At 42.5% G+C, this 19,929-nt stretch carries 29 protein-coding genes and 6 tRNA genes; all 35 read right to left on the bottom strand.

The genetic code is table 11. The annotated features are described in order from the left end of the window. Positions 1-88: 88 nt before the first annotated feature. Positions 89-691: a DUF6287 domain-containing protein gene (locus SSV_RS12045; protein ID WP_176693519.1), complete on the bottom strand. Its 603-nt coding sequence runs from the start codon at positions 689-691 to the stop codon at positions 89-91. 85 nt (positions 692-776) lie between these two features. After that, on the bottom strand, positions 777-995 hold the full coding sequence (locus tag SSV_RS00515) for a heavy-metal-associated domain-containing protein (protein WP_072073250.1): 219 nt from the start codon (positions 993-995) through the stop codon (positions 777-779). A gap of 4 nt (positions 996-999) precedes the next feature. Continuing rightward, on the bottom strand, positions 1,000-3,261 hold the full coding sequence (locus SSV_RS00510; RefSeq protein WP_072073249.1) for a heavy metal translocating P-type ATPase: 2,262 nt from the start codon (positions 3,259-3,261) through the stop codon (positions 1,000-1,002). Next, positions 3,261-3,704 carry a CopY/TcrY family copper transport repressor gene (locus SSV_RS00505; protein WP_072073248.1) on the bottom strand — a complete coding sequence of 148 codons (444 nt, stop codon included), beginning with the start codon at positions 3,702-3,704 and terminating at the stop codon, positions 3,261-3,263. The genes SSV_RS00510 and SSV_RS00505 overlap by 1 nt, the downstream gene beginning before the upstream one ends. 147 nt (positions 3,705-3,851) lie before the next feature. Then, positions 3,852-5,354, bottom strand: a complete 1,503-nt coding sequence (locus SSV_RS00500; RefSeq protein WP_072073247.1) for a zinc ABC transporter substrate-binding protein AdcA — start codon at positions 5,352-5,354, stop codon at positions 3,852-3,854. A gap of 9 nt (positions 5,355-5,363) precedes the next feature. After that, entirely contained in the window at positions 5,364-6,170 is an 807-nt protein-coding gene (locus SSV_RS00495) for a metal ABC transporter permease (protein ID WP_072073246.1), read from the bottom strand. Beyond that, positions 6,163-6,873 carry a metal ABC transporter ATP-binding protein gene (locus SSV_RS00490; protein WP_072073245.1) on the bottom strand — a complete coding sequence of 237 codons (711 nt, stop codon included), beginning with the start codon at positions 6,871-6,873 and terminating at the stop codon, positions 6,163-6,165. Before SSV_RS00490 ends, SSV_RS00495 begins: the two co-directional genes overlap by 8 nt. Continuing rightward, positions 6,870-7,313 (bottom strand): zinc-dependent MarR family transcriptional regulator, encoded by a 444-nt coding sequence (locus SSV_RS00485; protein WP_072073244.1) that lies wholly within the window; start codon positions 7,311-7,313, stop codon positions 6,870-6,872. Before SSV_RS00485 ends, SSV_RS00490 begins: the two co-directional genes overlap by 4 nt. Before the next feature lie 365 nt (positions 7,314-7,678). Beyond that, positions 7,679-7,762, bottom strand: a tRNA-Leu gene (locus tag SSV_RS00480). A gap of 12 nt (positions 7,763-7,774) precedes the next feature. Continuing rightward, positions 7,775-7,846: transfer RNA gene (locus tag SSV_RS00475), tRNA-Gln, on the bottom strand. 13 nt (positions 7,847-7,859) lie between these two features. Further along, positions 7,860-7,932: transfer RNA gene (locus SSV_RS00470), tRNA-His, on the bottom strand. 10 nt (positions 7,933-7,942) lie between these two features. Continuing rightward, positions 7,943-8,013: transfer RNA gene (locus SSV_RS00465), tRNA-Trp, on the bottom strand. An 8-nt stretch (positions 8,014-8,021) separates the two neighbouring features. Beyond that, a tRNA-Tyr gene (locus tag SSV_RS00460) sits at positions 8,022-8,102 on the bottom strand. Between the two features lie 13 nt (positions 8,103-8,115). Then, positions 8,116-8,188: transfer RNA gene (locus SSV_RS00455), tRNA-Phe, on the bottom strand. 248 nt (positions 8,189-8,436) lie between these two features. Next, a complete protein-coding gene (locus SSV_RS00450; protein ID WP_072073243.1) occupies positions 8,437-9,696 on the bottom strand; it encodes a glutamate-cysteine ligase family protein in 1,260 nt (419 codons plus the stop codon). A gap of 247 nt (positions 9,697-9,943) precedes the next feature. Continuing rightward, positions 9,944-10,330, bottom strand: a complete 387-nt coding sequence (gene rplQ, locus SSV_RS00445; RefSeq protein ID WP_002894521.1) for a 50S ribosomal protein L17 — start codon at positions 10,328-10,330, stop codon at positions 9,944-9,946. Between the two features lie 11 nt (positions 10,331-10,341). Continuing rightward, positions 10,342-11,280: a DNA-directed RNA polymerase subunit alpha gene (locus SSV_RS00440; RefSeq protein WP_072073242.1), complete on the bottom strand. Its 939-nt coding sequence runs from the start codon at positions 11,278-11,280 to the stop codon at positions 10,342-10,344. 45 nt (positions 11,281-11,325) lie between these two features. Further along, complete coding sequence (gene rpsK, locus SSV_RS00435; protein ID WP_001118385.1) at positions 11,326-11,709, bottom strand: 30S ribosomal protein S11; 384 nt, start codon at positions 11,707-11,709, stop codon at positions 11,326-11,328. Between the two features lie 19 nt (positions 11,710-11,728). Beyond that, entirely contained in the window at positions 11,729-12,094 is a 366-nt protein-coding gene (rpsM, locus tag SSV_RS00430) for a 30S ribosomal protein S13 (protein ID WP_002894516.1), read from the bottom strand. A 17-nt stretch (positions 12,095-12,111) separates the two neighbouring features. Next, a complete protein-coding gene (gene rpmJ / locus SSV_RS00425) occupies positions 12,112-12,228 on the bottom strand; it encodes a 50S ribosomal protein L36 (RefSeq protein WP_001808836.1) in 117 nt (38 codons plus the stop codon). A 22-nt stretch (positions 12,229-12,250) separates the two neighbouring features. Continuing rightward, positions 12,251-12,469, bottom strand: a complete 219-nt coding sequence (gene infA / locus SSV_RS00420; RefSeq protein WP_001029883.1) for a translation initiation factor IF-1 — start codon at positions 12,467-12,469, stop codon at positions 12,251-12,253. A 117-nt stretch (positions 12,470-12,586) separates the two neighbouring features. Next, complete coding sequence (locus SSV_RS00415) at positions 12,587-13,225, bottom strand: adenylate kinase (protein WP_072073241.1); 639 nt, start codon at positions 13,223-13,225, stop codon at positions 12,587-12,589. 173 nt (positions 13,226-13,398) lie between these two features. After that, entirely contained in the window at positions 13,399-14,706 is a 1,308-nt protein-coding gene (gene secY, locus SSV_RS00410) for a preprotein translocase subunit SecY (RefSeq protein WP_002905788.1), read from the bottom strand. Between the two features lie 12 nt (positions 14,707-14,718). Beyond that, positions 14,719-15,159 (bottom strand): 50S ribosomal protein L15, encoded by a 441-nt coding sequence (rplO, locus tag SSV_RS00405; RefSeq protein ID WP_002901833.1) that lies wholly within the window; start codon positions 15,157-15,159, stop codon positions 14,719-14,721. A gap of 154 nt (positions 15,160-15,313) precedes the next feature. Then, a complete protein-coding gene (gene rpmD / locus SSV_RS00400) occupies positions 15,314-15,496 on the bottom strand; it encodes a 50S ribosomal protein L30 (RefSeq protein WP_002894509.1) in 183 nt (60 codons plus the stop codon). A 13-nt stretch (positions 15,497-15,509) separates the two neighbouring features. Beyond that, on the bottom strand, positions 15,510-16,004 hold the full coding sequence (gene rpsE / locus SSV_RS00395) for a 30S ribosomal protein S5 (RefSeq protein WP_002894506.1): 495 nt from the start codon (positions 16,002-16,004) through the stop codon (positions 15,510-15,512). Between the two features lie 17 nt (positions 16,005-16,021). Further along, positions 16,022-16,378, bottom strand: coding sequence for a 50S ribosomal protein L18 (gene rplR, locus SSV_RS00390; protein WP_009659213.1), 357 nt, complete (start codon positions 16,376-16,378; stop codon positions 16,022-16,024). A gap of 85 nt (positions 16,379-16,463) precedes the next feature. Next, complete coding sequence (gene rplF / locus SSV_RS00385) at positions 16,464-17,000, bottom strand: 50S ribosomal protein L6 (protein ID WP_072073239.1); 537 nt, start codon at positions 16,998-17,000, stop codon at positions 16,464-16,466. A 191-nt stretch (positions 17,001-17,191) separates the two neighbouring features. Beyond that, positions 17,192-17,590: a 30S ribosomal protein S8 gene (gene rpsH, locus SSV_RS00380; RefSeq protein ID WP_072073238.1), complete on the bottom strand. Its 399-nt coding sequence runs from the start codon at positions 17,588-17,590 to the stop codon at positions 17,192-17,194. Positions 17,591-17,803: 213 nt separating this feature from the next. After that, entirely contained in the window at positions 17,804-18,073 is a 270-nt protein-coding gene (rpsN, locus tag SSV_RS00375; protein WP_072073237.1) for a 30S ribosomal protein S14, read from the bottom strand. A gap of 17 nt (positions 18,074-18,090) precedes the next feature. Next, positions 18,091-18,633 carry a 50S ribosomal protein L5 gene (rplE, locus tag SSV_RS00370; RefSeq protein ID WP_002894499.1) on the bottom strand — a complete coding sequence of 181 codons (543 nt, stop codon included), beginning with the start codon at positions 18,631-18,633 and terminating at the stop codon, positions 18,091-18,093. Between the two features lie 23 nt (positions 18,634-18,656). Next, positions 18,657-18,962 (bottom strand): 50S ribosomal protein L24, encoded by a 306-nt coding sequence (gene rplX / locus SSV_RS00365; RefSeq protein ID WP_072073236.1) that lies wholly within the window; start codon positions 18,960-18,962, stop codon positions 18,657-18,659. 74 nt (positions 18,963-19,036) lie between these two features. Beyond that, positions 19,037-19,405 carry a 50S ribosomal protein L14 gene (rplN, locus tag SSV_RS00360; protein ID WP_002894494.1) on the bottom strand — a complete coding sequence of 123 codons (369 nt, stop codon included), beginning with the start codon at positions 19,403-19,405 and terminating at the stop codon, positions 19,037-19,039. Positions 19,406-19,430: 25 nt separating this feature from the next. Continuing rightward, positions 19,431-19,691 carry a 30S ribosomal protein S17 gene (gene rpsQ / locus SSV_RS00355; RefSeq protein WP_000440801.1) on the bottom strand — a complete coding sequence of 87 codons (261 nt, stop codon included), beginning with the start codon at positions 19,689-19,691 and terminating at the stop codon, positions 19,431-19,433. A gap of 23 nt (positions 19,692-19,714) precedes the next feature. Beyond that, on the bottom strand, positions 19,715-19,921 hold the full coding sequence (gene rpmC, locus SSV_RS00350; protein WP_002894488.1) for a 50S ribosomal protein L29: 207 nt from the start codon (positions 19,919-19,921) through the stop codon (positions 19,715-19,717). Positions 19,922-19,929: the final 8 nt, after the last annotated feature.

Below are 19,929 nucleotides of genomic sequence, written 5' to 3'. Positions count from 1 at the left end.
AATTTCTTACTTTACAAAAGAAAAAAGAGCAGATGTTTTTCTGCTCTCATCAACTATATAGATTTTAACACCAAAAGCCAAGCTTCGTTTAATCTACCCGATAATAGAAGCTGCCTTGCTCGTCAAAGCTATTCAGGCCAACTCCTGTCCAGATTCTGTCTTGACTGGCATCTGAGTTGTCTGTAAAGTTTTCCTTGTCTGCGACCTTAACTCCCTTAGGAAGAAACTCAATCAGAAAACCTCCGCTTTCTCCGCCGTAGACACCGCCAGCAGCAGTGCCATAGTCTGTCAGAGAAGCTCCGTACAATTCATAAACACTTGAAACCAAACCCTTGTCATCAAAAACAAGCTGGTTGCCAGAAGCATCCTGCCAGGTTCCTTTAACGCTGGCATAATTACCATTTGCAAGTGCTGAAATGTCCATCGCGTCTTTCTTTTCCTTGGTTTTTTCTGTGCTCGTACTCTCTGAGCTAGCGCTGCTAGCCGTTGAAGATGCTGCCGCAGTTGATTGACTGGATACCTGCTCCACAGAACTTGTTACCGAGCCCGTACTGCTAGTAGGCGTCTCTGATTGATTCGTAGCACTGCCATTCGAGCAAGCTGTCATAGCTAATAAAGCAGCTCCTGCTAGTAAAAAAGGTAAAGCTTTTTTCTTCATTTTTCTCCTCTTTCTCACGGTAAGATAAAACATGTGATTAGTAACATTATAGATTATTTTATCGCTTTTTACAAGAAGAATTCTAGCAAGTGGGCAGGCGCAAAGCTACTGATTTTATTCATTCAGCTTCTGCCACATCCAGAACCCTGTAGATTGTTTTTGCCAAAGCAGCTTCATAATCTGATGCACCATAAGGCTTATCAGTCGTGACTTGGGCTGTCTGCTGTTCTAGATTTACCGCCACATCTGACACCCCCTCCATAGACAGGAAATGCTGGGTGACGTGTTTGACACAGTTTTGACAAGATAAGTTTTCTAATTGGACTGTTTGTTTCATAGATTCATTCCTCCGTATATTTCTTCATTTTAAAGCGTCCTAGACGCAGAGCATTTGCCACAACTGACACTGAGCTTAAGCTCATGGCCAGACCAGCCAGCATAGGATTGAGCAAGGGACCGCCAAAAAGATGCAGAAGCCCCATAGCAATCGGGATGCCCAGTGTATTATAGGCAAAGGCCCAGAAAAGATTTTCCTTGATGTTACGAATGGTCGCCTGACTGAGCTTGATAGCCTTGACCACATCCTGCAAATCACTATGCATGAGCACTACATCTGCCGACTCAATAGCTACATCAGCGCCTGATCCGATGGCAATTCCCACATCTGCCTGAACCAGAGCCGGCGCATCATTGATACCGTCTCCGACCATGGCCAGTTTTTTACCAGCTTCCTGCAAGTTCTTGATAGCAGTTGCCTTACCATCTGGCAATACACCTGCGATAACTTTTTGGATTCCAGCTTTCTGAGCAATAGCTGTCGCTGTTTCTTCACGATCTCCTGTCAGCATGATAACTTCCAGCCCCATAGACTGGAGCTCTTGTACAGCCGACAGGCTGCTGGATTTCATCTCATCTGCTACCGCTAAAATACCAGCCAGCTGTCCATCTACTGCGACAAACATGGCTGTCTTCCCTTCTTGGGAAAGCTCCAACAACTGCCCTTGAAAGGCACTGCTATCAATGTGCTCTTCTTCCATCAATGACTCATTTCCCACCAGAAGCTGTCTACCCTCAACCTGAGCAGCCAAGCCTCGGCCAACAATGGCCTCAAAATGACTGACAGGTAGCAAGCCAAGCTCCTCCTCTTCAGCTGCTTCCAAGATAGCCTGAGCCAAAGGATGCTCAGAATGCTGCTCAGCACTGGCTATTAACCGCAACAAGTCGGACCGATTCAAATCACTCAAGGGCAGCAGATCTGTCAGACTGGGCTTACCAACCGTAATCGTCCCCGTCTTATCAAGAACAATAGTATCCAGTTGATAAGCTGCTTCCAAAGCTTGTCCAGACTTAATCAGAATTCCATTTTCAGCCCCTTTACCAGTCCCAACCATAATGGCTGTCGGAGTGGCTAATCCCAGCGCACAAGGGCAGGCAATGACCAGAACTGCGATAAAGATTGACAGAGAAAAGCCAAGGCTCTCACCAGCTAGAACATACCAGCCCAGCGCAGACAAAGCAGCCAAGCTCAGCACGATTGGGACAAAATAAAGCGAAATCTTATCGGCCAAAGCCGCTATTGGCGCCTTAGACCCCTGCGCTTCCTCCACCAATCTAACAATCTGGGCTAAGGTCGTATCCGATCCTACCCTAGTTGCTTGGTAGTCAATACTACCATTTTGATTGATTGTTGCACTGGTAATGGTATCGCCGACCTTCTTTTCAATCGGGACACTTTCACCAGTCATCATGGACTCATCCACAAAGGTCTGACCTTCCGTCACAAGGCCGTCTACCGGCATACGCTCCCCTGGCTTGATACGGATAATGTCTCCAACTCGGATATCCTCCGTATCAATGGTCACAGCTTCACCATAACGAATCACTGTCGCCTGACTAGGCACTAGCTCAAGCAGAGACTGAATTGCCTGAGACGTTCTCCCTTTAGCTGAACTTTCCAGATATTTCCCCAGAAGAACCAAGGCAATAATCACTGCAACCGACTCAAAATAGAGCTGATGAACAAAGGCATGATAGCCTAGAAAAACCTGACCGACCGAGTAGAGGCTGTAAAAAAATGCTGCGCCGGTCCCCACCGCAATCAAACTATCCATATTGGGATGTTGCTTGATAAGATTGCGAAATCCTCTCTGATAGAAGCCACGCCCAATCCACACAGCAGGCAGAGTCAAAAGAAGTTGTGACAGAACGAAGACCAAGGGATGCGCCATATGGTTCAAGAAACTAGGCAAGGGAAGACCAATCATACTTCCCATAGAGATATAAAGTAAAGGCAGAGACGTAAGTAAAAGAATCAGTAATTCTTGCTTTTTCCTTTCCAATTCCTTCGCTTTCATTGTAGCCTCTTCGCTTACATGGGACAGTCGGTCTTTTCCTTTTTCTTCCGCCTGATAACCAGCCTCGGCTACTGCATCCAGCACTTGCTGGCTGTCAAATCCCTCCTTAGGAACCAAACTGAGACGTTCTGTTGCCAGATTGACACTGACGTCCTTGACCGTTTCTAAGTCCTTGACCGCCATCTCAACTGTCATAGCACAAGATGCACAGGTCATTCCTGAGAGTTTGTATTCTTTCTTCTCGCTCATCAATGCTCCTCCTTTCCGTGCCCGCAACGACACTGACCTTGCGGACAGTGACATTTGATTTCTAACGGAGCTGAAGCCCTTTTCTTATCAATAGCCTGACTAAGCAGTTGCAAATCTCCTTGGCTGAACTGACTTCTCTCAATCATCGAAATCAAAAGTTCTCCGTGTTTAGTGTTACAGATATTGTCAAAAAGAGCCTGCCAAGTACTTTCCAAATGGTCCGCTTCTAAAATTCGAGCATCATAGTAAAACTTGCCCTCGATTTTTTCCATAGCGATAAATTCTTTGGTCTTCAGACGATTCAAAAGGGTCTTGATGGTTGCGGGCTTCCATGAGAAGTCTGCTTCCAAACGCGCTATAATCTCTGTACTACGGCTATGTGGATAAGCCCACAACACACGCATGACTTGCCATTCAGCTTGGCTAATATTTTGCTGTTCCATTGTTTAGCACTTCCTTGTTATTTACATTTGTAATTCAATACTTTATTAGTTTACATTTGTAATCGTAATTTGTCAAGTATTTTTATCGCTAATTTTCAAAATGTAAAAAAGAAGGCGGGATAATCCCGTCTTCTTACTTTATTTATATTAGTGCGCCAGCATTTCTTGGGCAATTTCTTGACCGGTCAATTTACTTGGATAGTAGGTTGGCCAGTTTTCCAGTTCATCAAAGAGTGCTTCCTGGCTTTCGCCGCCATAGAAGATGTGGAAATGAGCTGCCTTAGTTGGTGCAATGTTGTGGTCGCTAAACTGAACATACTTGTACTCTCCGGCATCCTCGTCTGTTGCTTCAAACATAAAGCGAACTCCGCGATTTCCCTTAGAGTAAGTCAGAGTATGCTTACCAACGTATTTATACGTATATTTCTGGGATTTTCCATCTACCACAAATTCCATAGTCTTATCTGTGATATTGATATTGGAAACATCCGTCTTGTAGCCCTTGTCATAGTAGTCCTTGTATTCAGCTGCCGTCATTTTTCCAGTCAGCTTAGCCTTGTAGTCAAAGACTTGGTCCAAGGTCCCGTCCTTCAGATAAGGGTAAACAGACTGCCACTCGCCAGCATAGTCAGACAAGGTCCGATCCTTGACAGCACTGTCTTCAAAGTAGCCGTTTTGGACTGTCTTATCGTCTTCTTCTTTCTCGGCTGCAATCTCTGCTCCCTCTTGGTCAGTTGTCTTCTTGAGAGCCTTTAGATTGGCCTGCATGATAGAAATATAGTCTGCCCCATCCTTGGTCTGCTCTTCAGTCAAGCTTTCCAGCGGATTCAAGACATCTAGTTCTACCCCTGTTTCCTTAGCCAGAGTAGAAGCCAAAGCCTGAGAGGCATTCTCTTCAAAGTAGATATACTTGATTTTATTTTTCTTGATATACTCGGTCAATTCAGCCAAGCGTGAAGCGGATGGCTCGCTATCTGGTGAAAGTCCAGAAATTGGCACCTGCTTCAAGCCATAGTCCAATGCCAGATAGTTAAAGGCTGCGTGCTGAGTGACAAAGCTCTTTTGCTTGGCATTCGCCAAACCATCTTCATATTCCTTGTCCAAGGCTTCCAGCTTCTTGATATAAGCCGCTGCATTTTTCTCAAAAGCAGCTTTCTTGTCAGGATAAGACTTGCTCAGGCTATCACGGATGTGCTCCACCATTTTAATAGCCCGCTTCGGAGATAGCCAGACATGGGGATCATAGGCATGATGATGCCCCTCTTCCCCATGGTCGTGGTCTTCTTCCTCTTCGCCACCAGGCAGCAAGAGCATGTCTCCTGTTGCTTTGATAACCGTTTCTTCCTTATTTTTCAAGTTTTTTAGCAGATCTGGAACCCAAGTCTCCATGTTTTCATTTTCATAGACAAAGGCATCTGCATCCTGAATCTTCGCAACTGCCTTTGCAGAAGGTTCATAATCATGTGGCTCTGTTCCAGCACCGATTAGAAGATCAACATTGGCCTCATCCCCAGCCACCTGCTTAGTAAACTCATAAACCGGATAAAAAGTCGTGACAATATTGAGCTTGCCATCTGCATTTTTTTGATTGGAACAAGCTACTAAGAAAATACTCAGTAAACCTGCTAATAGTAAGCTAATTTTTTTCATTTTCTGCTCCTATTTTATAAATTTTTTGACCAGATTGACCAGCAAGAACAAGCTGACGAAGATAATCGTAATGCTGGCGCTTGCTGGCGTTTCTGCATAGTAAGAAATATAAAGTCCGGCAATCATACCAAAGAAGCCGATGACATTTGCCAGCAAAATAACCGACTTGAAATTTTTCCCAATCCGCAGGGCAATACTGGCCGGCAGGACCATAATGGTCGAGACCAGCAAGGCTCCCGCAGCTGGAATCATGAGGGCAATCGCAATACCCGTCACAATATTAAAGAGAATAGACATAGTCCGCACAGGCAGCCCATCCACAAAGGCCGTATCCTCATCAAAGGTCAAGATATACATAGGCCGAATGAAGAGGAAAGTCAAGACAAGCACCACAGCAGCAATGACAAAGAGAGAAATCACCTGCTCCCTACTGATAGTCACAATGGAGCCAAATAGATACTGATCCAAACTCATCGAGCTTGAACTCTTACCCTTACTCATAACAATCAAGGAAACCGCTAATCCCGTTGACATGAGAATAGCTGTACCGATTTCCATGAAATTCTTATAAATAGTCCGCAGATACTCTAAGAAGACTGCTGCGATTATAACCACCACTACTGTTGTGAAGGTCGGTGACAAACCTAGAACCAGGCCAAAGGCCACACCTGCCAGTGAAACGTGACTAAGCGTGTCACTCATGAGGCTCTGACGACGTAAAATAAGGAAAGTTCCCAAAATCGGCGAAAAAAGGCTCATGGCAATAACTGCCAGAAAGGCTCGCTGCATAAAATCATAGGAAAATAGATTAAGCATGGCTTACCTCCTGTCCGCTGTCACTTTCATGCACATTGAAGCAGCGCCAAGGTGAATCCTGATTCCGGACCAGGTGAATGTTGCGATCAGCATATTTACGAACTTCTTCCGGATCGTGTGTAATCATCAAGACAGCTTTTCCATGCTGATGAGCACTATGGTGCATGAGCTTGTAAAATTCATCCTTGCTGCCTGCATCCATCCCTGTTGTCGGCTCATCTAGGACAAATATATCTGGATCTGAAGCAAACATCCGAGCAATCACAGCCCTCTGCTTTTGCCCGCCAGAAAGAGAACCAATCCGCTTGTCCCGATGTTCCCACATTCCAACTGACTCTAAACTAGCCTTGATATGCTCCTCATCGTGCTCATTCAAATGACGGAACCAACCCTTGCGCGGATAACGTCCCGACTTGACAAACTCATACACCGTACTAGGAAAACCAGCATTAAAACTAGCAATCTGCTGAGGAAGATAGGCAATCCGCAATTTCTTGCCTCGCACATTAGTTTTGGAAATCTTCACTTCCCCATGCTTAGGCTGCAAAATACCCAAACTAGCCTTGATAAGCGTCGTCTTAGCAGCTCCATTTTCCCCCGTCAAAGTTAGAAACTCACCACTGTCTAGAAAATAATGAATATGCTCAAGCACGGGCTCCTTGTCATAGTAAAAGGAAAGATTATCCACTGTGATATATCTCATTTACCAATCTCTCCCACCAATGCTTCCAAGAACTTCGCAATTGTCGTCTGTTCACTAGCAGAAAACTGGTCTGCCAATTTTTGATACGTCTCCAAAGTATGTGCGTGATGATGTTGATGTTCCTTTGCGATCGGCTGCGCTAAGTCAGTCAAACGGTAAAAGGTAACCCGAGCATCTCTCTTATCTTTAAAGGCTTGCAGCATCTCTTGCCGAACTAAAGATTTCACAGCCTTGGTCACAGCAGCTTGACTCACATTCAGTTTTTTTGCTAAATCAGAATTTGTCAAAGATTCCTCAGACAAAAGCATCAAAATATGCTCCTGCGTATTGGTTAAAGGCACATCACTCGTGCAAGAACCAATCAGAATCTCATGCTGATTTTCTGCCTTCAAAATAACTTCATTTAAAAATTGATCGACCTTCTGCGCTAAATGAGTCATTTCTTCCCTCCTTATCTTAACCAGTTAAAGCTTTACTGGTTAATTATACCACAAAACAGAAAAGAGTCAAGAATTTTCAGTAAAGGTCAGATGCTTTTCACAAAAAATATTTAATTATACAATTAGATTCTTAAGCCTTAAATAAAAACTCAATCAGAGAATAAAAAGGAACAAACCAAGCAGCTCCTTATTAGCATTCTAGATCCTATAAGCCATTTAATGATGAAAGTCTCCCTTATCAATTACACTAGTTAAGTGTAAATTTACAAGCAAAATCACAATTCAACCTTCCGCCTTAGCTTGCAAGTAAATACTACGGAAAAGACAAAAAAACGAAGCTAAAATGCTTCGCTAAACTTAAGCAATACCGGCGGCCGGGGTCGAACCGGCACGTCCGTGAGGACACTGGATTTTGAGTCCAGCGCGTCTGCCAATTCCGCCACGCCGGCTCAAGTTTTTAACTGGGGTAGCTGGATTCGAACCAACGCATGAGGGAGTCAAAGTCCCTTGCCTTACCGCTTGGCTATACCCCAATAATATTAAATAGGCGAGTGATGGGGATCGAACCCACGCATGCCAGAGCCACAATCTGGTGTGTTAACCACTTCACCACACCCGCCATATTCAAACACGGGCAGTAGGAATCGAACCCACACTGAAGGTTTTGGAGACCTTAGTTCTACCTTTAAACTATGCCCGTAAAGGTTATGGAAGGGGAGGGATTCGAACCCCCGAACCCGAAGGAGCGGATTTACAGTCCGCCGCGTTTAGCCTCTTCGCTACCCTTCCGATTATAAAATTATGGCGCGAGACGGAATCGAACCGCCGACACATGGAGCTTCAATCCATTGCTCTACCAACTGAGCTACCGAGCCAACTATTGCGGGAGCAGGATTTGAACCTACNCATTACTGTCCACTGACAGATTTATTTTCTCGTTTTTTGACAGGTTACATATCTCTATGTCACCCTGCACTTGGTTCGTCTTGTTCAGTTTTCAAAGGGCTTTGTCTTTCGCGACAACTATATTAGTATATCACCCAACCACACCTCCTGTCAATACCTTTTTCCGATTTTTTTAAATTTTTTTGAAGTTTTTTATTCATTAAAGTCTTTTCATCTATTAGAGTGTAGGAAGATATACTTCCTCCCCTAGTTGACGGGCTAATAAACCAGCTCTTGCCAACTGAAGCAAAGTCTTTGTGAATTCATAAATATGCTCTGTTTCACTTGCAGTCAACTCTTTTTTGGAAAACTTTCTTCTTAAAGCTTTGTAATCCTGACCTTCCTCCTGAAAGAAGGGAGCGTCTTGTAAAAATGCTTTTACATTTTCCAAGTTTTCTAAAACACCAAGATGAAAAGCAGCAGAAGCAAAAGTTTTATCAAAAGGCTGGGTGCAAACACTCCGAAACTCTACTGTCCCCCGTGTCGTCAAATCTTGATACTGGTAACTTCTGTGATTCTTGAAGTCTGCTTCCCTTGGAGTCAAGTTTACTTTTTCACCTGAAAGGCCGTAAGCTTCAATAATTTTCTGGCTCAAGTATTCATTAGCAGCTATCGGATAGAAATAGTAGGATTTGCCTTCCCGTTCGGCAGTGAAAAGTGCTGATTTACCAAGATAAGCAAAAAAATCATCTTCTGTTTGAAAATCTTTCTGATTAACGCCTGCATTTTCCTGTAAAATACCATGCATCGATTGCTCCCAGAAAATATCCCGAGCTATTTTTGTATCCCAAGAAGAATCTGAAAACTCTGAATTGGCAAAGAGGTATGCTTTAGCAGCTTCAATTTGATTGAAGACATTGATAACAGTTAAATAATTTTCTCTTGAGACATCCAACTGAACTTGACTCCCACAAATAAAAGCACCATATTCTGGATAATTGTGCAGACCTTCCATGTTCTTTCCCATAGCTAAATACTGCATCAGCATTTCATATCTTGGATATTTAACTGGACTATTATCATTTTCTGCCCAGAAAGGATGAATACCTTCACCTTGAATTTCATGGTTTTCTTCGCGCAGAATTGGCCGAATAATATTCAGATAGGTCTTAAAACGCTCTTCAACTTCTTGAATTCTACTAGCCTTGGCAAAAGCAAATTCCAAAGTATTGTAAGAAACCTCAAAAAGAATTCTGTCTTCATTTTTAGTAGATTTCAGTTGGATAGGATTCCCATCTCTATCGAATCGTTCTGCCTCAAAATCATACTCTTCTAACAGACGTTTCAAGAGATTCTTGGCAACGGTCGTATCAGTCCCTCCGCCCTGGCAATTGACAATAGGAAATTCTAACTCAATGCCAATGTAGACAGTTGGATTTTCTTTAATATTCTTTAAATAGCGTTCTTTTAAAATTTGGATTGAATCAATCATTTCGATTTCCTATAAATTTTTGATAGTGTTAGAGTATTATAACAAAATTTCAGGTATTTTCCTAGCTTCATGCAAAAACGCCTGCTTACGAAATTGTTTTTGTCTTAAAAGCAATTTCGTAAACAAGCGTCTACCTATTATCAACTATATGATGAGTGTTCCCGCTAGGAAAAAATCCTAGCGGTAGACCAGAGCTAGACTAAGAATAGAGCTTCTATTCCATCATCATAACACTCAACAAAGATTGATGATCTTATACTAATTCGATGATTGCCATTGGCGCAGCATCTCCGCGGCGCGGTTCAGTTTTCAGGATACGAGTATATCCACCGTTGCGCTCTGCATAGCGTGGTGCAATCTCAGAGAACAATTTTTGAAGAGCAGTAGTTGTAGTATACTTTTCTGTTGCTTCATCATAGTTTTCTGATGCGATTTCATTGCGTACAAAAGCTGCGGCTTGACGGCGAGCGTGCAAGTCTCCACGTTTGCCCAATGTAATCATTTTTTCAACTGTTTTACGGATTTCTTTAGCACGAGCTTCAGTTGTCACGATTGATTCGTTGATCAGCAAATCAGTAGTCAAATCGCGAAGCATTGCTTTACGTTGTGAGCTAGTGCGTCCTAGTTTACGGTAAGCCATGTATTCCTCCTTTATTTATCGTTTTTTAACCCCAGACCGAGATCAGCAAGTTTAACTTTTACTTCTTCCAGACTCTTGCGTCCCAAGTTACGAACTTTCATCATTTCTGGCTCAGATTTTTCTGTCAAATCAAATACAGTATTGATACCTGCACGTTTCAAACAGTTGTATAAGCGAACTGACAAATCTAATTCTTCGATGGTCCGTTCCAAAATGCGGTCATCAGAAGTCTTTTCTGCTTCCTTCATAACGTCTGCAGCGATAGCTACTTCTGTCAGGTTGGTGAAGAGATTCAAATGCTCCGTAAGGATGCGGGCTGAAAGTCCCAAAGCATCTTCTGGAATAATTGTTCCATTCGTTAAAATTTCAAGGGTTAGTTTGTCAAAACCATCGTTGCTACCAACACGAGCTGGCTCAACCTGGTAATTAACTTTTGTCACTGGCGTATAGATGGAATCCACCGCAAGTGTTCCCACTGGTGCATCATCTTTCTTATTTTCATCTGCAGGCACATAACCACGACCGCTGTTGACAGTCATCGTCGCCTTAAAGCTTGCACCTTCTCCGATTGTAAAGAGATAATGATCAGGGTTTATAATTTCAATATCACTGTCTGTCAAAATGTCTCCGGCAGTTACTTCTGCTGGCCCTTCAACATCCAGTTCAATAATCTTTTCGTCTTGGACGTAAGATTTTACAGCAATCCCTTTGACGTTCAAAATGATTTGCATCACGTCTTCACGGACACCGGAAATCGTATCAAACTCGTGTAAAACACCTTCAATATTAATTGAAGTGACAGCCGCACCTGGAAGTGAAGCTAAAAGCACACGGCGAAGAGAATTTCCCAGTGTTGTACCATAGCCACGCTCAAGCGGCTCTACTACAAACTTGCCATAATCTTTATTTTCATCAATTTTTGTTATATTTGGTTTTTCAAACTCAATCATTTGCTATACTCCCTCTTAAACGAAAAGCAGTGTAACGGTTGGTGATTATACACGGCGACGTTTTGGAGGACGAGCACCATTGTGTGGTACAGGAGTCACATCACGAATAGCTGTTACTTCAAGACCAGCGGCAGCAAGAGCACGAATAGCAGACTCACGACCAGAACCTGGACCTTTTACAGTAACTTCAACTGATTTCAGACCGTGTTCCTGTGCAGATTTAGCAGCTGCTTCAGATGCCATTTGGGCAGCAAATGGTGTAGATTTACGAGAACCTTTAAATCCAAGAGCTCCAGCAGATGACCAAGCAATCGCGTTACCATGCACATCAGTAATCATAACAATAGTGTTATTAAATGTAGCGTGAATATGAGCAATACCGGATTCGATATTTTTCTTCACACGACGTTTACGTGTTGGTTTAGCCAAGACTTTTTACCTCCTTATATTATTTTTTCTTACCTGCAATCGCAACAGCTTTACCTTTACGAGTGCGGGCGTTATTTTTAGTGTTTTGTCCACGGACAGGAAGTCCACGACGGTGACGGATTCCACGGTATGAACCGATTTCCATCAAACGTTTGATGTTCAAGTTTACTTCACGACGAAGGTCACCTTCAACTTTAATCGCATCTACTTCACGACGGATAGCGTCTTCTTGTTCGATTGTAAGATCTTTTACACGGATGTCTTCTGAAACTCCAGCAGCTGCCAAGATTTTCTTAGAAGTTGGAAGTCCGATACCGTACACATAAGTCAGTGAAACGACTACACGTTTGTCATTTGGAATGTCAACTCCAGCAATACGAGCCATTTTTTCTCCTTTCTATCTTATCCTTGACGTTGTTTGTGTTTTGGATTTGCTGGGCAAATTACCATAACACGACCATTACGACGAATGACTTTGCAGTATTCGCAAATTGGTTTGACCGATGGTCTTACTTTCATTTTTTCCCTCCAAGTTTTTCGATTATTTAAAGCGGTATGTGATCCGTCCACGTGTCAAATCATAAGGACTCATTTCTACAGTCACACGGTCTCCCGCTAAAATACGAATATAGTTTTTACGAATTTTACCAGAAACTGTTGCTAAAATCTGATGTCCATTTTCAAGTTCAACCGTAAACATTGCATTAGGCATTGTATCAACTACCTTGCCTTCAACCTCAATCACATCGTCTTTTGCCACGCAAAAGTACCTCCATAAATTTCGATTTGATCCCTCTGAGCACAGAGGTAACAATTATAAGTCAGACTAATTCATTGTATCACTACTTGTCAAATATTGCAAGCAGGAAAAACGCTTTTATTTCAAATTTGTCAAGACTTTTTCGATAGCTGAGAAGACATCATTAATATTTTGATTTCCTTGAATATCATGGACCAGACCTTTGCTGCGATAGTGATTAATGATTGGCTGACCTTGTGCAATATTGACATCCAAACGACGTTTAACTGTCTCAGGCTTGTCATCTTCGCGCTGGTAATAATCCTCTTCCTTATAGTCTGCTGGCGGATTGAAGACCTTGTGGAAAGTTTCGCCTGTTTGACGATGGATAATCCGACCGCTCAAACGCTCCAAGAGACAGTCTGGATTCACTTCAATATTGATTACACCTTCAAGTTCGATACCAAGTTCAGCCAATGTTTTGTCCAAGGCATGTGCTTGCTCAATCGTGCGAGGATAGCCATCCAAGAGGAAGCCTGTTTGCTTAATATCGTCTTGACTCAAACGCTCTTTGACAATACCGTTTGTCACTTGGTCTGGGACCAACTCGCCCTTGTCAATATATGACTTGGCTAAAACGCCCATCTCTGTTTGGTTAGCAATCGCCGCACGGAACATATCTCCAGTCGAAATATGCGCAACATTGAAATGCTCAACGATTTTAGCAGCTTGAGTTCCTTTACCAGCACCTGGTAAGCCCATAATCAAAAGATTCATGATTGGTCTCCTTTTTTGTTTTTAAAGCAATCTATTAAACCGATTAATAAACTCGTTTAAAAACAAAATAGAAGGGGGTGAGTCTACTCTGTCCCCTTTTATTTTGTTTATTTTCGGTTCAAGAAAGGTTATCTGAACTAGCTTCTCGTTAGAAAAGCTATTCAAAAGATCCCTTACTCTGATGTATCCATAAAGCCAACATACTTTCTCTTCAGCAGGTAGCCTTCTAGCTGTTTCATTCCCTCAATACCAGTTGAGATGATGATCAAGAGACTGGTTCCTCCAAGAGCAACGGCATCTGTCAATCCAAATACATCTTTAGCCAAGATAGGCAGGATAGAAATGAAACCTAAGAAGAGAGATCCAACTGTTGCCAAACGACGCAACAGCTTAGACATGTAGTCTTCTGTTCCTTTACCAGGGCGAACACCTGGAATGTAAGCTCCGCTCTTTTGCAGATTTTCTGCTGTCTTCTCAGGATTAATCTGTACAAAAGTATAGAAGAATGTAAAGAGGACAATCAGGAAGGCGTACATGAACATACCACTAATGGTCGTTGTTGCCAAAAGTGACTGAGCTGTCTTAACCCAATCTGCGTCATAGCCCATGGCACTGACAACTTGGAAAATCGCTGCCGGTGCAGCTGTAATCGAGCTGGCAAAGATTACTGGAATAACCCCAGCCGGATTGACTTTCAGTGGCAGATAGGAGCTAGAAGGTGCACCCTTAGCTACTTTCGTATACTGAATTGGAATTTTATATTCAGCCTGCTGTACAAAGGTTGTAAAATAAATGATAAGCAGGACTGCCACAATCAGAATCCCTACAAAAATGAAGGATGAAGTCAAACGTTCACTAGGAATATTTACAAAGTAATCTTCATAGATACCTTTAATCATATCAGGGATAGCTGAAACGATACCGGCAAAGATAATCATGGAAACGCCATTTCCGTAACCCTTGTCTGTAATCTGCTCACCTAGCCAAGTTACAATCATAGAACCAGTAGCTAGAAGAACGCAAATCAAAGCGTAGGTCTGAACATTAGGATTGGCAACCAGATTAGCTCTTGAGAGAGTATCAAAACCAGCGGTAATCCCTATCGCCTGCACAAAGGCCAAAACCAGGGCAATATAACGAGTCGCTTGATTCAGCTTTCTGCGTCCTACTTCCCCTTGCTTGCCCCACTCTACAAACTTCGGAAGCAAGTCCATTTGTAGCAACTGAACAACGATAGAAGCTGTGATGTATGGACTGACTCCCAGAGCAAAGACTGAGAAGTTGCGCATGGCATTACCAGAGACCAAGCTCAGCATATTCAGGAATGGCAAATCATTCAAATTGCTTAAGGCTTTGGCATTAATCCCTGGAACCGTTATGGTTGTACCGATACGGAAAACTAAGATGATAAAAATCGTGAACAGAATCTTAGACCGTACCTGTTTGATTTTAAATGCGTCTTTTAATAGTTTGAAAAACATAGGTCACCTCGCTTAGATGACTTCCACTGAACCACCTTTAGCAGTGATAGCTTCTTCAGCTGATTTAGAGAATTTAGCTGCCTTAACAGTCAATTTCTTTGTCAATTCTCCGTTACCAAGAATCTTGATACCTGATTTTTCAGCTTTTACAATACCTGCTTCGATGAGAACAACTGGTGTTACTTCAGCGCCATCTTCAAAGGCGTTCAGTTGGTCAAGGTTAACAATCGCATATTCTTTGCGGTTGATGTTCAAGAAACCACGTTTTGGAAGACGACGGAACAATGGAGTTTGTCCACCTTCAAAACCAAGGCGAACGCCGCCACCGCTACGAGCTTTTTGACCTTTTTGACCACGGCCAGATGTTTTACCGTTACCAGATGATGTACCACGACCAACACGGTTGCGGACTTTACGAGAACCTGCAGCAGGTTGTAATTCATGAAGTTTCATTATATTATTTCTCCTCTTTTGTAAAATGCTAGCGCTCATATAGGAGAAAAGGTGTCTCCTATATAAACTCGCCTATACATATATTTAGTTTTAGGGGCTGAGAAAATCCCATCCCCTAACGTATTTTAATTTAAAGTTGTTAAACCAGCAAAGCTTATTTAACTTCTTCAACAGTTACCAAGTGTGATACTGCAGTAATCATACCGCGTACTGCTGGATTATCTTCTTTGATAACTGAGCTGTTCAATTTGCCAAGTCCAAGTGCTACAACAGTTTTACGTTGTGACGGGATGCGTCCGATTGGAGACTTAGTCAAAGTAATTTTAATTTGAGCCATGTTATCCCCTTTCTTATGCCAAGTCAGAAACTGAAATACCACGAAGGGCAGCAACTTCTTCAGCGCGTTTTAATTGTTTCAAACCTTCAACAGTTGCGCGAACGATGTTGATTGGAGTGTTAGAGCCAAGAGATTTAGATGTAACATCTGCTACACCTGCCAACTCGATGACGGCACGAACCGCGCCACCAGCAGCAACTCCAGAACCCTCAACAGCTGGCTTAAGCAATACTTTCGCTCCGCCAAATTCTGAAAGAACTTCGTGAGGAATTGTTGTGCCAACCATTGGTACTTCAATCAAATTCTTCTTCGCATCTTCAACTGCTTTGCGGATTGCTTCTGGTACTTCTTGAGCTTTACCAGTACCGAAGCCAACACGACCATTGCGGTCACCAACAACTACAAGAGCTGCAAAGCGAAGACGACGTCCACCTTTAACAACTTTTGTAACACGGTTGATGGCAACTAAACGTTCTTCAAGTTCAACTGCGTTGTCTTTAAATGCCATTTTCTAGTGTCCTCCTCTTAGAATTTCAATCCGTTTTCACGAGCTGCATCAGCCAAAGCTTTTACACGTCCGTGATAGAGATATCCACCGCGGTCGAAGACGACTTCAGAAATACCTTTAGCAACTGCACGTTCAGCAACGAGCTTACCAACAACAACGGCTTGTTCTGTTTTAGTTCCTTTTGAAACTTCTTTGTCAAGAGTTGAAGCGCTTGCGAGCGTTACACCCGCTACGTCATCAATCACTTGAGCGTAGATGCCTGTATTAGAACGGAATACGTTCAAACGTGGGCGATCAGCAGTTCCAGAGAGTTTTCCGCGAACGCGACGGTGGCGTTTTTGGCGGATTTTATTTTTATCTGGTTTCGTAATCACAATTTTCACCTCTTAATTTTAATCTTGTGCTTATGCACAACCTTGGGAAACAACTTGTTTGGCTAAAAAAATCAGCCAGACAAGATTATTTACCAGTTTTACCTTCTTTACGGCGAACGAATTCATCAACGTAGCGGATACCTTTACCTTTGTATGGCTCTGGAGCACGCAGGCTACGTACGTAAGCTGCAGTTTGTCCAACTACTTCTTTTGAAATTCCGCTGATAACGATAGTCGTTGGGTTTGGAAGTTCAAAAGTGATGCCTTCTGGTGCTTCTACTTCGTCTGGATGAGATTTACCAACTGAAAGTACAAGCTTTTTGCCTTGAAGTTGAGCACGGTAACCAACCCCACGCATTTCAAGTTCTTTCTTGAATCCTTCTGATACACCAACAACCATGTTGTTCAAAAGGGCACGAGTTGTTCCGTGGATTGTTTTCATTTCTTTTGAATCGTTTGGACGGTGAAGAGTTACTTCAGTTCCTTCCACACGGATTTCAATATCTTTTGAGAACTCACGAGTCAGTTCTCCTTTAGGTCCTTTTACAGTTACAACGTTGTCTTTGTTGCTGAGTTCAACACCAGCAGGCAACACGATAACTTTATTACCAATACGTGACATGTATATATTCTCCTGTTAGATTGTCAGGCCGCAAACGACCAGTTTTCACGGGGGGCTTAAATCGATTTCTCGATTTAAAAGAATATTTAGGTTTCAATTTCAAAGCGAATCTAGGCATCGTCTCGCAGGCATAACTTTGGGTTAGGCAAGAGACGATAACGAAGAGTCACAAAGAAATTGGGAGCTAAATATTACCAAACGTAAGCGATAACTTCTCCACCAATATTCTTTTGGCGTGCTTCTTTATCAGTCAGCAAGCCTTCAGATGTTGAAAGGATAGCAATTCCAAGTCCGTTCAGAACTTTTGGAAGATCTTCGCGTTTCTTGTAAACACGCAGACCTGGTTTTGAAACGCGTTTCAAACCAGTGATAACTTTTTCACCATTTTGTCCGTATTTAAGGAATACACGGATGATGCCTTGTTTGTCATCTTCGATGATTTCAACGTTTTTTACAAAACCTTCACGCTTCAGGATTTCAGCGATCCCTTTTTTGATGTTTGATGCAGGCACTTCAAGCACTTCGTGATTTGCTTGGTTAGCATTACGGATACGTGTCAGAAAGTCTGCAATTGGGTCAGTCATAACCATTTTATATTTCTCCTCTTACTAGTAGTTTGCAAGCTGCACTTGCTAGTTAATGATTGAGCTATGCTCAGATAGTATTGATACATTCAAATAAGATAATTCTTATTTGAACACGAGCTACAACCTTGGCAAAAAAGATAGATTTGTTTTGGAGCATCGCTCCTATACCAAATCTCCTATTTTTGCTGTGGTTGTTACGCTCTTTGTATCATGATATTACCAAGATGCTTTTGTTACACCAGGGATTTGACCTTTATGAGCAAGTTCGCGAAAAGCGATACGACTCAGGCCAAATTTGCGGTAAACTGAATGGGGGCGCCCAGTAACTTTACAACGATTATGTAAACGAGTCGGTGAGGCGTTGCGAGGTAATTTAGATAAACCTTCATAGTCCCCTGCCGCCTTTAATGCAGCACGTTTTTCAGCATAACGGTCAACAATTTTTTGGCGTTTAGCCTCTCTAGCTACCATTGATTTTTTAGCCATTAGATCTACCTCCTATATTATTTTGCAAAAGGCATTCCAAGGCCTGTAAGCAATTCGCGTGACTCTTCGTCAGTGTTAGCAGTTGTTACGATAACGATGTCAAGACCGCGAGTCTTATCAACGTCATCAAAGTTGATTTCTGGGAAGATCAATTGTTCTTTCACACCAAGCGTGTAGTTCCCGCGTCCATCAAAAGATTTTGTTGGAACACCGTGGAAGTCACGAACACGTGGAAGAGAAACTGAAACCAATTTATCCAAGAATTCATACATACGTTCGCCACGAAGGGTTACTTTAGCACCGATCGCTACACCTTCACGAAGACGGAAGCCGGCGATTGATTTTTTAGCTTTAGTGATAAGTGGTTTTTGACCTGAGATAAGAGCCAATTCTTCAGCAGCTTTTTCAAGGTTTTTAGCGTTTGATACAGCGTCACCGACACCCATGTTCAAAACGATTTTATCCACTTTTGGCACAGCCATAACAGATGAGTAGTTGAACTTTTCAGTCAAAGCAGGAACTACTTCTTTAAGATATTTTTCTTTTAAACGATTTGCCATTATACTTCTCCTTTCCTTCGTGATTAGTCAAGCACTTCGCCTGATTTTTTATTGTAACGAACTTTTTTGCCGTCTACAAACTTGTAGCCAACACGTCCTGCAACACCTTTTTTGTCAAGAACTTGAACGTTTGACACATGGATTGGTGCTTCTTTTTCCACGATAGCACCTTGAGGGTTTTCGTTATTTGGCTTTTGGTGTTTCTTAACGATGTTTACACCTTCAACAACAACTTTGTTTACTTTTGGAAGAGCTGTAACAACAAGTGCTTCAACACCCTTGTCTTTACCAGCAATTACGCGAACTTTGTCGCCTTTTTTTACAAACATTTATTTCTCCTCTTAATTCTTACGCCCATAGGGCACCCTGACTTTTGTCAGGGGACTGTGTTTGTTAATTTTGATTAAAGCACTTCTGGAGCCAATGATACGATCTTCATGAAGCCGCCGTCACGCAATTCACGAGCAACTGGGCCGAAGATACGAGTTCCGCGAGGAGTTTTGTCTTCACGGATGATGACTGCAGCGTTTTCGTCAAATTTGATGTATGAACCATCTTTACGACGAGCACCTGATTTAGTACGAACGATAACAGCTTTTACAACGTCACCTTTCTTAACCGCACCACCAGGAGTAGCTTGTTTTACAGACGCAACGATTACATCACCGATGTTAGCGAACTTACGTCCTGAGCCACCAAGAACTTTGATTGTCAAGATTTCGCGAGCGCCGCTGTTGTCGGCAACTTTCAAACGAGTTTCTGTTTGAATCATTTAAGTTTTCTCCTTTCTGGTTTGATTAGATGATAACCGCTTCTTCAACGACTTCTACAAGACGGAAGCGTTTTGTAGCTGAAAGCGGACGAGTTTCCATGATACGAACGATATCGCCTTCTTTGGCAACATTGTTTTCGTCATGTGCTTTGTACTTCTTAGAGTAGTTAATACGTTTACCATAGACTGGGTGGTTACGTTTAGTTTCAACTACAACTGTGATTGTTTTGTCCATTTTGTCAGAAACAACGCGTCCGACAAGAACTTTACGATTATTGCGTTCCATTGAAATTCTCCTTCCCTAGTCTATTATTTAACTTCTGATTGAACAGTTTTGATACGAGCGATTTGTTTTTTCACTTCTTTCAGTCGAGCTGTCTGCTCCAATTGGCCAGCAGCTGCTTGGAAACGAAGATCAAACAATTCTTTCTTCAATTCATTTTCACGCTTCGCGAGTTCTTCTTGAGAAAGACCACGAAGTTCTTTAACAAATTCTTTTACTTCATTAAGTTTCATGCCTTCTC

This window comes from Streptococcus sanguinis (assembly GCF_001078705.1).
In the GTDB taxonomy this organism is placed as follows: Bacteria; Bacillota; Bacilli; order Lactobacillales; family Streptococcaceae; genus Streptococcus; species Streptococcus sanguinis_D.
Note: the sequence above shows the minus strand (reverse complement) of the source record. Positions and strands in the feature narration are given on the sequence as shown.

Bases quoted from the DNA above. Each gene is read 5' to 3' on its own strand.
- rplE (WP_002894499.1), bottom strand. From the start codon at position 18,633: ATGGCAAATCGTTTAAAAGAAAAATATCTTAAAGAAGTAGTTCCTGCT.
- rpsQ (WP_000440801.1), bottom strand. From the start codon at position 19,691: ATGGAACGCAATAATCGTAAAGTTCTTGTCGGACGCGTTGTTTCTGAC.
- rpmD (WP_002894509.1), bottom strand. From the start codon at position 15,496: ATGGCTCAAATTAAAATTACTTTGACTAAGTCTCCAATCGGACGCATC.
- rpsH (WP_072073238.1), bottom strand. From the start codon at position 17,590: ATGGTTATGACTGACCCAATTGCAGACTTTCTGACACGTATCCGTAAT.
- rplN (WP_002894494.1), bottom strand. From the start codon at position 19,405: ATGATTCAAACAGAAACTCGTTTGAAAGTTGCCGACAACAGCGGCGCT.
- SSV_RS00510 (WP_072073249.1), bottom strand. From the start codon at position 3,261: ATGAGCGAGAAGAAAGAATACAAACTCTCAGGAATGACCTGTGCATCT.
- rplX (WP_072073236.1), bottom strand. From the start codon at position 18,962: ATGTTTGTAAAAAAAGGCGACAAAGTTCGCGTAATTGCTGGTAAAGAC.
- rplF (WP_072073239.1), bottom strand. From the start codon at position 17,000: ATGTCACGTATTGGTAATAAAGTTATCGTGTTGCCTGCTGGTGTTGAA.
- rplO (WP_002901833.1), bottom strand. From the start codon at position 15,159: ATGAAACTTCATGAATTACAACCTGCTGCAGGTTCTCGTAAAGTCCGC.
- rpmJ (WP_001808836.1), bottom strand. From the start codon at position 12,228: ATGAAAGTAAGACCATCGGTCAAACCAATTTGCGAATACTGCAAAGTC.
- SSV_RS00500 (WP_072073247.1), bottom strand. From the start codon at position 5,354: ATGAAAAAAATTAGCTTACTATTAGCAGGTTTACTGAGTATTTTCTTA.
- SSV_RS00505 (WP_072073248.1), bottom strand. From the start codon at position 3,704: ATGGAACAGCAAAATATTAGCCAAGCTGAATGGCAAGTCATGCGTGTG.
- SSV_RS00415 (WP_072073241.1), bottom strand. From the start codon at position 13,225: ATGAATCTTTTGATTATGGGCTTACCAGGTGCTGGTAAAGGAACTCAA.
- rpmC (WP_002894488.1), bottom strand. From the start codon at position 19,921: ATGAAACTTAATGAAGTAAAAGAATTTGTTAAAGAACTTCGTGGTCTT.
- rpsM (WP_002894516.1), bottom strand. From the start codon at position 12,094: ATGGCTCGTATTGCTGGAGTTGACATTCCAAATGACAAACGTGTAGTC.
- SSV_RS00485 (WP_072073244.1), bottom strand. From the start codon at position 7,313: ATGACTCATTTAGCGCAGAAGGTCGATCAATTTTTAAATGAAGTTATT.
- SSV_RS00490 (WP_072073245.1), bottom strand. From the start codon at position 6,873: ATGAGATATATCACAGTGGATAATCTTTCCTTTTACTATGACAAGGAG.
- SSV_RS00495 (WP_072073246.1), bottom strand. From the start codon at position 6,170: ATGCTTAATCTATTTTCCTATGATTTTATGCAGCGAGCCTTTCTGGCA.
- SSV_RS12045 (WP_176693519.1), bottom strand. From the start codon at position 691: ATGTTTTATCTTACCGTGAGAAAGAGGAGAAAAATGAAGAAAAAAGCT.
- SSV_RS00440 (WP_072073242.1), bottom strand. From the start codon at position 11,280: ATGATTGAGTTTGAAAAACCAAATATAACAAAAATTGATGAAAATAAA.
- rplQ (WP_002894521.1), bottom strand. From the start codon at position 10,330: ATGGCTTACCGTAAACTAGGACGCACTAGCTCACAACGTAAAGCAATG.
- SSV_RS00515 (WP_072073250.1), bottom strand. From the start codon at position 995: ATGAAACAAACAGTCCAATTAGAAAACTTATCTTGTCAAAACTGTGTC.
- rpsE (WP_002894506.1), bottom strand. From the start codon at position 16,004: ATGGCATTTAAAGACAACGCAGTTGAACTTGAAGAACGTTTAGTTGCC.
- rpsN (WP_072073237.1), bottom strand. From the start codon at position 18,073: ATGGCTAAAAAATCAATGGTAGCTAGAGAGGCTAAACGCCAAAAAATT.
- secY (WP_002905788.1), bottom strand. From the start codon at position 14,706: ATGTTTTTCAAACTATTAAAAGACGCATTTAAAATCAAACAGGTACGG.